This window comes from Thiothrix nivea DSM 5205 (genome assembly GCF_000260135.1).
GTDB classification, from domain to species: Bacteria; Pseudomonadota; Gammaproteobacteria; order Thiotrichales; family Thiotrichaceae; genus Thiothrix; species Thiothrix nivea.
The window spans coordinates 4,199,860-4,210,739 of record NZ_JH651384.1; the positions used below are offsets into that span (position 1 = coordinate 4,199,860).

10 protein-coding genes are annotated in these 10,880 nt (G+C 54.8%); 1 reads left to right on the forward strand and 9 read right to left on the reverse strand.

Features of this window, described 5'->3' with window-relative positions:
• The first annotated feature begins 28 nt into the window (after window positions 1-28).
• Complete coding sequence (locus THINI_RS20900; RefSeq protein WP_002710503.1) at window positions 29-1,264, forward strand: lytic murein transglycosylase; 1,236 nt, start codon at window positions 29-31, stop codon at window positions 1,262-1,264.
• A 23-nt stretch (window positions 1,265-1,287) separates the two neighbouring features.
• Here THINI_RS20900 and THINI_RS20905 read toward each other — a convergent pair whose 3' ends face one another.
• The 9 genes from THINI_RS20905 to THINI_RS20945 form a co-directional block, all read right to left on the reverse strand.
• Window positions 1,288-1,782: a hypothetical protein gene (locus tag THINI_RS20905; RefSeq protein ID WP_050988100.1), complete on the reverse strand. Its 495-nt coding sequence runs from the start codon at window positions 1,780-1,782 to the stop codon at window positions 1,288-1,290.
• Window positions 1,779-2,237, reverse strand: coding sequence for a CopD family protein (locus tag THINI_RS20910; RefSeq protein ID WP_002710505.1), 459 nt, complete (start codon window positions 2,235-2,237; stop codon window positions 1,779-1,781). Before THINI_RS20910 ends, THINI_RS20905 begins: the two co-directional genes overlap by 4 nt.
• Before the next feature lie 54 nt (window positions 2,238-2,291).
• A complete protein-coding gene (locus tag THINI_RS20915) occupies window positions 2,292-4,478 on the reverse strand; it encodes a GumC family protein (RefSeq protein ID WP_154724472.1) in 2,187 nt (728 codons plus the stop codon).
• Between the two features lie 55 nt (window positions 4,479-4,533).
• A complete protein-coding gene (locus THINI_RS20920; protein WP_002710507.1) occupies window positions 4,534-5,619 on the reverse strand; it encodes an acyltransferase family protein in 1,086 nt (361 codons plus the stop codon).
• Between the two features lie 9 nt (window positions 5,620-5,628).
• Window positions 5,629-7,032: an undecaprenyl-phosphate glucose phosphotransferase gene (locus THINI_RS20925; protein WP_002710508.1), complete on the reverse strand. Its 1,404-nt coding sequence runs from the start codon at window positions 7,030-7,032 to the stop codon at window positions 5,629-5,631.
• A 323-nt stretch (window positions 7,033-7,355) separates the two neighbouring features.
• Window positions 7,356-8,183 (reverse strand): glycosyltransferase family 2 protein, encoded by an 828-nt coding sequence (locus tag THINI_RS20930; RefSeq protein ID WP_002710509.1) that lies wholly within the window; start codon window positions 8,181-8,183, stop codon window positions 7,356-7,358.
• A complete protein-coding gene (locus THINI_RS20935) occupies window positions 8,183-9,115 on the reverse strand; it encodes a glycosyltransferase family 2 protein (protein ID WP_002710510.1) in 933 nt (310 codons plus the stop codon). The genes THINI_RS20930 and THINI_RS20935 overlap by 1 nt, the downstream gene beginning before the upstream one ends.
• Window positions 9,112-9,570, reverse strand: coding sequence for an acyltransferase (locus tag THINI_RS20940; protein ID WP_002710511.1), 459 nt, complete (start codon window positions 9,568-9,570; stop codon window positions 9,112-9,114). The genes THINI_RS20935 and THINI_RS20940 overlap by 4 nt, the downstream gene beginning before the upstream one ends.
• A complete protein-coding gene (locus tag THINI_RS20945) occupies window positions 9,567-10,877 on the reverse strand; it encodes an O-antigen ligase family protein (protein WP_002710512.1) in 1,311 nt (436 codons plus the stop codon). Before THINI_RS20945 ends, THINI_RS20940 begins: the two co-directional genes overlap by 4 nt.
• Between the last annotated feature and the right edge of the window lie 3 nt (window positions 10,878-10,880).

Genomic DNA, 10,880 nt, shown 5'->3' on the forward strand with positions numbered 1-10,880 from the left:
CGATGAATTGTAGTGTGTGGAACGGCGAATGAACCGCAACTGGTTGCATTGGCTTCTGATCATCTTCCTGATGGCAGTGGCGCTGTTTGGTTTTTATGCGCTAAAGCCTGACCGTGAGTTTGAAGCGTGGAAGTCACGCTTCAGCCAGCTGGCGGCAACACAGGGCATCAGCGCGGAAACTGCCGCGAGGGCTTTGGGCGGCCTGGCGCCGGACAAAAAAGTGCTGCGTCTGGAAGCCCATCAACCCGAATTCACCAAGCCGGTGTGGGAGTACCTGGAATCAGCCGTGTCGGATGAGCGCATTGCTGCTGGGCAAAAGTTGCTGCGCGAACAGGCTCCCTTGCTGCAACGCATTTACCAGCAATTTGGCGTGCAACCCGAATACGTGCTGGCGGTTTGGGGTGTGGAAAGCAATTACGGTAGAAATACTGGCGGTTACAATATTTTTCGCTCACTGGCTACCCTGGCGTATGCGGGTATCGAAGACCGACGCAGTTTCTGGCAGGCGCAATTGTTGGCGGCGCTGCGGATTCTGGACGAGGGTGATATGCCGCTGGCGTCGATGCAGGGTTCATGGGCGGGTGCTATCGGCCATACCCAGTTTATTCCCACTACGTTTGAGGAATATGCAGTCGATTTTGATGGTGACGGTAAGCGCGACCTGTTGGGCAGCATTCCTGATGCGCTGGCTTCTACTGCCAATTACCTGGCGCAATCCGGCTGGGAACGTGGCAGACCTTGGGGGCAGGAAGTGCGTTTGCCTGCGGAGTTCGACTGGTCGCGTGCTGACCCTGAGTTCTGGTTGCCTGCCAACGTATGGTCACTGGATGGTGGTCTGGTAGCGGCGGCGGATGGTGCGCACCTGATGGATTCTGACCCGGCGTTTGTGTTTCTGCCTGCTGGGTATCGTGGGCCCGCGTTTTTGGCGTACCCTAATTTCAGCGTGATCTTGAAATACAACAACGCTAACAATTATGCGCTGGCGGTGGGCTATCTGGGTGACCGCATCCGGGGCGCGGGGCCATTGGTGGCGGCCTGGCCTGAAGATGAGGAGCCTTTGAGCCTTGCGCAGAAATCGGAGCTGCAGGAGTTGCTGACGGTCGAGGGTTACAGTACCGACGGCGTGGATGGCAAGATTGGCCCCAATACACGCTCAGCCTTGCGCCGCTGGCAGGTGGACGCGGGTTTTCCGGCGGATGGTTACGCCACTTTGGAGCATCTGCAATATTTACAGCAGCGGGTGAAAAAACCTGAAGTAAAGTAAAGGCGCGTATTGATAGGCGGCTTTCAATTGCGCATTTTGAAAATAATTTCATCACAGTTGGTCAGCAAGCCATGCCGGGTCAGCCATGCCCGCGCGTCTTCCGCGTCTTCTGCAAACCAGCGCTTGGCGGAGCCAAGCCGAAAGGTGTAGCCCCAGGCATCCATGTCTTCCCAGATGCGTTCGCGCCCGAAACCGGGTATCCAGTTGGCGAGCAGGATTTGCAGGTAACAGACGGCATCTTCCTCGGCGTACTCACCGCCCGCATCGGTGTGCAGGACGGCGCGGCGCTCTTGATCCATGCAAATGACATGGCAGCTTTCGTGCAGGATGGAATGCAGCGGGGTATCCTGCCGTGCGAAGACCTCCAGGCCGATGATGCCGGCTTCGTCTTCATGCCAGTAGCTGCCGGGAATGGGCGTGCCGTCGGGCACTGTTTGCAGGCGCAGGCCATAACGCGACAACAGCTCAGCCACGCTTTCGCCTGCAACATCCCGCAAGCGCAGTACCTCGGCTATCACAGGAAATATTTGCCGCCAGCCGCAATCACAATGGTTAGTGCGCCAATGCTCATGTTGATGCCAACCAACTGGCGGATTTGTGCCAGCGCTTGCGCGCCATCCGGCCAGCGTTGCTCTGCTACTGCCTTGCGCAGCCGTTGGTAAGGCGCGAAATAAACGTGTATGAAGATCAGTATCATGATGATACCGAGGCCGTTCATGATGTGGATGAATACCGGTGCATTACCAAAACCGCCAAACGGCCCCAGCAACATCCAGTAGCCAGAGGCCAGGATAGCAAGGATGGAACCCCAAACCATGGGGAAAAAACGCCCGAAGACACCGGCCCACAGGGTCAGGCGTTGGGGTGGCTCCAGTACAGAAGCCGCGACGGGGCGCAGTGACATGTGGGCAAAGAACATACCGCCGACCCAGATGACAACGGCAAGGACGTGCAAGGCAAGTGCAACTGACAAGGTGTTTCTCCTGGAAGTTTCAGACCGCGCCATTTTACCTGCGGCGACGCTGAATTACAGTTTTTTCAGGGTAGCCATCCACTTGTCAATTAGCCCACCTTTACCGGTTTCGGCTTCGGCCTGATAGACATAACTGCCATAACCATGCCCGTAGCCGCTGTTGAAATCAACCCGGTTCAACAGCACGCCAGCCAAGGGAGCCTGGGCGCGGCGCAAGCGGGTAATGGCATTTTCCACCATGCCCAGACGGGTATGTTCCGCGCGCACGGTCAGCAGGGTGAGGCTGGAAAGGGAGGCCAGCACCAGGGTGTCAGCCAACCCCAGGACGGGCGGGCCATCGAGGATAATCTGGTCGAATTCCTTGCGGGCTGAAGCCAGCAGGGTTTGCATGTGCGGTGAGGCCAGCAGTTCGGCAGGGTCGTCCGGCGGGTTGCCGGCAGGGATCAGGTACAGGTTGCTGATGTCGGTTTCCCGAACCAGTGCACGGTTGTCAGTAACACCGGAGAGGTAATTGGCCAGCCCCATGTTGGCGTTGACGCCCAGTGCTTTGTGCAGGGAGGGATTGCGCAGATCCGCGTCAATCAGCAGCACCTTGTTGCCTGCGCTGGCATAGGAGCCAGCGAGGTTGGCGGCTGTGGTGCTTTTGCCTTCGCCCGCGCTGGCGCTGGTGATGAAAATGACCGGGCGCTCTTCCGGGTGCTGGAAGCGCAGCGATGTGCGCAGGGAACGGAAGGCTTCTGCGGTGGCCGAACGGGGCTTGCTGACGCTCATGCGCGCCATTTGCCCGCTGCTGGCATCCGGCAGATCGGCCATGATGCCCAAGACCGGTAACTGGGTAGTGCGTTCCAGCTCATTGACATCCTTGACGGTATCGTCGAGGAACTCACGCATGAATGCTGCCGCCATGCCTAGGAAGATACCCAATAGCGAGCCAAATAGCAGGTTGGTCAGCAGGTTGGGCTTGAATTTCTTCAGGGGTGTTTGTGCCGGGTCAATGATGGCGATGTTGTTGGCATTGACGCCACCGGCAATATTGATTTCTTTCAGGCGTTGCAGCAGGTTCTGGTACAGCTCTTGGTTGGTGGCCACTTCACGCTTGAGGGTGTTGTAAGCGGTGCTGCTGTCCTGTTCCTGCATGGCTTCGGTTTTGGCTTTGGCAATGCCTTCGCGGATCAGTGCTTCCTTTTTCTTGGCCGCTTCCAGCTCGGTTTTCATGGAATCCAGCTTGGCGTTGACTTCGACCTCGATGTCGTTTTCGAGCTTCCTGATCGGGGCGTCGGTATTCTTGCCGGGTGTTTCCTGTTGTTGGGCTTTCAGTTTATCCAAGCGCTGCCCCAGCGCTTGCAGGTAGGCTGCACCGTTTTCCAGGACGCCGGCGCGGTCGCTGAGTGGGCGGTTGGCATCAGCCAGGATTTCGTATTTGCTTTCTTGTTCGATGCGCTGTTTTTGTACCTTGATGAGTTCTTCGGAAAGCTGTTTGAGGGCAAGCGCTGAGGTGGTGGCATCCTGCCCTTCCAGTTGGAAAATTTCGTGTTCACGTGCGTAGTCATTCAGGCGTTGCTCGGATTCGTCCAGCTTGGCCTTGGTTTCCTGTACGCTCTTGTCAAGGTAGGTTTTGGCGTCAGCAGTGGCTGACAGGCGGCGGTCGACGTTCATGTCCTTGAAAGTGCGCACCACGGTATTGGCGATTTCGGCTGCTTGGGCAGGGTCTGACGAAGTGAAACTGACAGCTGCCAACCGTGAATTTTTGACGGGTTCGACTGTCAGGTTATCCAGTAACAGGTCTTCCAGCGCCGTTTGTTTATTTTCCTTGCTGACCAGGTTTAGCCATTCCTTGATCTGGCCAAGGATGGATGTGCTGAAAAGTTTTTCTTCCAGTTTCAGCTTGCCGATGACTTCCGCCGCCAATGCCCGGCTGCGGATCAGCTCAAACTGGGTCTGGTAAAAGTCACGGGTGTCGCGGATGTCGCCAGCCCCCAGGAAGTCGATGTCTACCACCTTGGCTGATTCCCGTTCGATTTGCAGGGTGGCAGTGGCGCGGTAGACAGGTTTGCTGAACAAGGTAACCAGTAAGGCCAACAGGATGGTGATGGCGGTAATCAGCAGGATCATCCTTCTGCGCCGGATCAGGGTACGGCCAAATTCACGCAGGTCGAGTGCTTCCTGTGGCTTCATCAGCAAGGTGGCGTCGTAAGGTGTATTGCCGTGGGCAAGGCCGGAATTGTATTTGTCTTGTTGCATGATGTGGATAATCTGTCTGGCCAGGTTGATGATCAGCGCCCGATTGTAGCAATTCTCATGGGGCGCGGTTAACAAACTTGTTGATAAAACGGCGTAACGGGGTTTCAAAGAACCGGTAAGAAACGAGGGAGCAGGCCGTCAGCACGATGATGAACAGGTAAAAATGTAGGGTGCTATCCGGTGTTATCCTGGCAGGCAGCAGTTTTTCATAAATGCCATGCAGGGGTTTTTGCAGGATGTAAAGGGAAAAACTGGCTTCCCCCAATAACACCAACCACTTATGTCGTAGCCAGGCACTGATTTTGCCACGATTGAGCGCCAGCAACACTATAAACAGCAGGAACAGCGGCGCAATCAGGCCGTTGGTATAATCAAAGCGGATGCCGCTGGCCGCCATCAGCGGCGGGCGAATGATCAGCAAGGTCAAGACCAATGCTGAAACCACCCATAGCCCAGCACTATTCAGACTGGGTATGGCCAACTTTTCCAGCCTGCCTTCCAACAACCATGCGCCCGCGACAAAGCCGAGGATAAACGTATTCAGATGCATCAGCGGGTTATAGAAAATGGCGTCATGCAGGTGGTTGAGCGGGGCGTAGTGGGTGGAGTTGAGCAGCAATGTATGACCAAGCTGCGTCACCAGCCACAACAGCAGCGCTACAATGGCAAGCTGATGCAAGTGCTGACGTTTTGCCAGCAATACCAACAGCGGGAAGCACAGGTAAAAAAAGGCTTCCACCGACAGTGACCAGCCCGGCGCATTCAGGGTCAGCGGATAACCCGGAACCCATGCCTGCAACATGCCAAGGCTTAAACCTACGATCAAGGGATCGCTGCCAGCGTCTTGCCATTTGGCAGCCACCATCAGCAAGAGTGCCAGCAGGTAAACCGGGTAAATACGCGCAACCCGCGCCCACCAATAACGTCGGGTATCCAATGGGCGTGCAGGATTGGGTCGGTAATAGGCAATCGCCATGATAAAACCGGACAGCACATAAAAGTAACTGACAGCGACAGGGCCAGCCGCCAACACCGGATTCAGCAGGGGCAAGCTGGCCGGGAAAACTGTGTTCCCATAATGGAAAAAGACCACCGTCAGTGCCGCCACGTAACGGGTAAAGGTCAGTTGTTCAATTCTCACGGTGCTGGCTTAATAGGCATTTTTGTCATGCAAGGTCTTGAACGCCGTGACCAGGATGATCCGCAAATCCAGCCCCAGGCTCCAGGCGCGGATGTATTCCATATCCAGTTCCACCCGCTTTTGCATTTTGAACAAGGTGTCGGTTTCCCCCCGCCAGCCGTTGATTTGCGCCCAGCCGGTGATGCCCGGTTTCATCAAGTGGCGCAGCATGTAGCCGGGGATCAAGTCACGGTATTCCTCGTTATGCGCGACAGCATGGGGGCGTGGGCCAACAATGGACATGTGGCCTTGCAGGACATTGATAAACTGGGGCAGTTCATCCAGTGATGTTTTGCGCAGGAATGCACCTACGCGGGTGATGCGGTGGTCATTGCGGGTTGCCTGCCTGATATGGCGATCATTTTCGCACACAGTCATGGTGCGGAATTTCAATACCTCGAACTTTTCACCCCGCAAACCATGGCGTGTTTGCCGGAACAATACCGGTCCGCGGGAAGTCAGCTTGATGGCGGTGGCGATGCCCAGCATTAGCGGGGACACCAGTAACAGGATCAGTGACCCCAGGAACAAGTCCTCCAGGCGCTTGATGAAAACGTTTTGTGTCGATAGTGGGGCATCATAAATATGCAGGACAGGCGTTTCAGCGATTTCCAGATAACGGCTGTGCAGCAGGGAGGTGGTAAAGTTATCGGGGATAAGGCGGATAGGGGTAACCGTGTCGGCGAGTTCACTGATCAACTGCGCGGATGCTGCTGATTGCCCAGATGCAGGAGCCAGGTAGATTTGATCCCACTCCCCATTACGCGCGGCTGCCAGCATAGCCTGCGTATCGCCCAAAACCGCGTAGTGGCTGGGAAGGTTAGCCGGGTTGCTACCGTCATCATCCAGCGTATAAAACCCGGCAATCTGAAAACCTGAATCTGGCTGACTTTCAATCATTTGTGCAAAGTGAAGCCCTTGTTCAGTAATACCCGCGATGGCGATGGCGCGGTTGTTGATGCCGATGCGCTTGAGTGCGGCTTGCAGGGAACGCAGGGCATAACGGCAGGCAATCAGTAACACCGGCGTCAGCAGCAGCCAACTGATCAGGACAAAGCGGGAGAACTGTTCGGAAACTTTTGCGGCAAAAATCGTGAAAATCAGGAACAAAAAGGTACTCAGCCAGGTCACAACAATACGTATGACTTCATCACGGAAAAATGGCCGACCGCTCCAAGAAGCGTAAATGTCAGTAAAGCGACCAACGAAACCAAACAGGAGTGTGGCTCCCAGCCCGATAGCGAGATAGCCTTCCATGTTGTAGGCACGGGAATAGATTGAGGCCAGCAGCAGGATACCCATGATGACCAGCGTATCTGTGCCACGGTAGATCAGTTCGGAGCTGATTTTGTTGTTCGCTTTCAAATTTTGCATTCAACCGTTGTCCTCTAGTGGCGGCTGCACCAAGTGCCGCCATGGAGTTTGTTGTCAATGAACCAGCCTGCCCCTGATACAACAAGTGTGAAGTATGATGTAAAAAAACAACACTTGTTTTTTGCTTTTCAAGCAGGGCTATAAATGGTGCTAACACCATCATCCATCTGTTTCACCAATATTTCTCAAGTCACACAGCGGCTTCCAGACACTCGTTGGCTGCCAAAACTGTCTTTAATATAGCTTATTTGTGAAGGGTTTGTAGTAAAAAAAATACAAGCGGCAAACACCCTTTGTCAGTTCGTGTATTCTGTACCAAAGGGTTAACGGGAAGACTGGTCTTTCTCCCAAATGTAATTTTGCAAGTGACGGTACTGCCATGCCGCCCGCAGGCGGATAAACGTGGCAATCAGCAGATAGACGCTGGCAGGCAGGAATTCCCGGCTAAAAAGTTTGCCAGACAGGATGCTGGAGTAAGGTTTTTTATCAGCTTTGGCACATAAACCGGCAGCAGCCAGTTGCATGTTGCCTAAGCGGGCGCGGGTCTTGATTTTGATCAGGGAACCCAGCTTGCGGGGTGCCGTTATTGATATTTGCGCGCCGGGAATGTTGCGGCGTTCCTGGCGTTCAAACTGGCAGCGCACAAAACCATCGTCATTGATGATGGGGGGAAATGCCTGAAAACGCTCCCGCCCAGCCTGGGTAATGACATAACTGCAAGTTGCCACCACGCCTTCACGGATGTAAGGCAATTGCAGCCAGATACGGTAGTACTGGCGTACTGGCCAAGAGGATTGGGACGTGTCAATGACTGGCTCTGGTGCTGCCAACAGGGTATTGCTGTCCTCAGTCAGCGCTTGTGTGATGGCCGCGATGGCTCCCGGTGACAGGCAGGTATCCGCATCAATATAAAATACCGGCCAGTGGGTAACATGTTTTTCCGCCTCGTTAAGCGCATTGACCTTGGAGGGTTTGGCAATATCCAGGCAGATTGCTTGCGGATATTCCTTACGTACAATGTCAGCCGTGCTGTCAGTGCAACCATTGCAGGCGACGATCAGGGTATCCATCCCCGGTTGGCCGTTCAGGCTGTCGAGGCAACGGCGGATCACGCTGGCTTCATTGTGCGCCGGGACAATCACGCTGGCCATTAGCGGTACCCCTGTAGCCAGTTGGCACGCTGGGCAAAGACGGTTTGCCATTCGCGGCGTTGTTGGGAGTGGGGTTTCAACAGGCTGTGTGAGATATGTTTATTCAAAACGTACAGGTATAACAGGAATTTGTAAGCCGGGCGTTTTGCCGGGGCGACATGGCGGTTGATCAATTCCACTTTTCCTTTCAGTAACTTGACCAGTTTTCCAGAGAAGTGTTCGTGGCTGACACCGCCATGATGGACAATCTGGGCGTCAGGCGTCACGATCGGCTGATACCCCTCTGCTTTGGCACGTAAGCAGTAATCGGCTTCCTCGGCATACATGAAAAAGCTGGTATCCAACCCGCCCAGCTTGTCCCACAACTCACGGGTGGTGAGGAAGAAACAGCCGGAAACAATATCCACTTCCTTGGCGGTATCGCGTTTCCAGCAGCCGTAATTGGCATTGTTGAACAGGCAGGTGTGGCTGAACAGTTTGCTCAACCCCAGCGCGCTGAATAGCAGGTCGCGGAAACTGGGCCTAGCCCAGGCGTGCTGGGTATTCAGGCTCATGTCCTTGTTGCGGGTAATGCCGCTCCAGATGCCGTTGGCGGGGTGCAGTCTGGCAAAGTGCAGCAGGCGGTCAATAGCCGAATTCAGGATGAGTGTGTCGGGGTTGAGCAGCAACAAATATTTGCCCTGCGCCTGTTTTGCCCCCATTTGCACGCCGCCAGCAAACCCCAGGTTTGCGCCCGTTTCAATCAAGGTGACTTGCGGAAAAAACTGCCGGATCATGCTGACGGAGCTATCGCTGGAAGCATTATCCGCCACGATCACTTCAAAGGCGGTCAGTTGGGTTTCTTGGTACAGGGATTCCAGCGCACGGCGGATATACTCGGCAGTATTGTAGGAAACCAGGATGACGCTGATTTCGGGTGTCGGGTTGTTCATGCCAGCCTCCCGTAAGCCATGGTCTGGATGCCGGAACGCACCACGGTGGCCGGGTTGCCTGCCACGATTGAATGGGCGGGTACATCTTTGGTGACCACGCTGCCAGCCCCGACGATTACCTGGTCGCCGATGCTGACGCCCGGCAGGATGATGGCGGCGCAACCGATAAAGCAGTTGGAACCGATCCGGGTTTTTTGTTCAAACTGCCCACCATGCCGCCGGGTGGCGTAATCATGTGCCAGGATGATGGCGTCAAACGCGATATAGGTTTTTGCCCCGATTTCGACGCAGCGGGGGTTGGTTTTATCCAGCCGTGCCTTGAAGGAAATGCGTACATCCGGGGCGATATTCATGCCATACAAGGTGCGGAAATACCATGTCCGCAGCCATAACAGGCTGTCGCGGAACCACACCAGCCACATGAACACCCGTTGGTTGATAAAACGTAATCTCATTTTGTGCCGTTATTACTATTGTCGTCGTTTGTTCCAGTATTGGCGAAACCCTCAGCGGACGCCAATTCCTCCGCCTGAAGGTTCCACAACGGGTAATACCGCGCCCAGCCGATAGCACCCAGCATGAAGAAAAACAGGGGTTGCAGCTTACCGAAATAATCCACGGTAAAGCCAATCAAAATCAGTGACATGAACGATAATATCCAGGCTGTCACCATCCAGCGGTACTGCTCACAATGTTGGTGAGCCAGGTTCAGGGTGTTGAAAACTGCATACAAGCAGGCAAGTAACAGCAGCAACAGCGCAAACAGCCCGTGTTGCAGGATCAGCAACAGCCAGAAACTGTCGATGCTGCTGCCCATCCATTCCATCCAGTAAGGGCGCGTCCAGTCGTGGTGGGCAATGCCCAGGATCAGGTTATCGGCAATATCGTCAGCCGTGTATTGCCATTGCAGGATGCGGAAATAGCCGGTGTTGGGGTTGAAGGTCAGGTAGGATATCAGGATGCCGAAAAAACCCCGGTTGGAAAATGCTTCGATCAACAAGGCTGTCGCCAGCCCGCCAAAAAACACCGACATCCAGAACTGACGGGCATTGTGCCAAAACTTAACCAGAACCCCGGTCAGTGCCTGAAAGATCACCGCCAACAGCGGGGCAGAAGAAAGCGTCAGGATCATGGATGTGACCAGTGCGCCGACATTCGCCCATTGCCCCAGCCTGCGGTAACGCCATGCCAGCAAGATGGCAAACGGGAAAAACATCGCCATCAGCGTCCCGTACAAAATGGGGTGGGCAAACAGGCTGGTCGCCCGCATGATGCCCGCGCGGATGTAGTAATGGGTGTACAGGCGTGGATCCAGCGCCTGATGCCCGGTAATCCTTTCCGCAATATCATGCAGGACGCGGTGCTGGGCAAACGCTTCATACAAGGCAACAACAGTCAGCAAGGCCAGCACTGTAATGAAACGCTGGTTTATCCAGTAAAACCGCTGCGGGGAGTTGACGAACAGGCGCGCCAGATAAAATGCGCCAAGCGATTCAATGGCAAAAATCCCGGTCGATTCCACCGCCTTCTGCAAGCCGTGGTTGTGCCAGAAACTGGCGAACACCAACGCCGTTACCGCTATCAGCAGGATGTCCAGCAGGTCGGCGCGTTGCAATGCCTGGCGGAAATTGAACAACACATACAGCAGCGCCAAGCCTAGTACAATGCGGTAGGTTTCAATCCGCACTGACCCCAGCATGGTGTAAAACTCCACCGGGATGAAAATCGAAATGACAAACAGGATGGCGATAATTCTTAACATGGC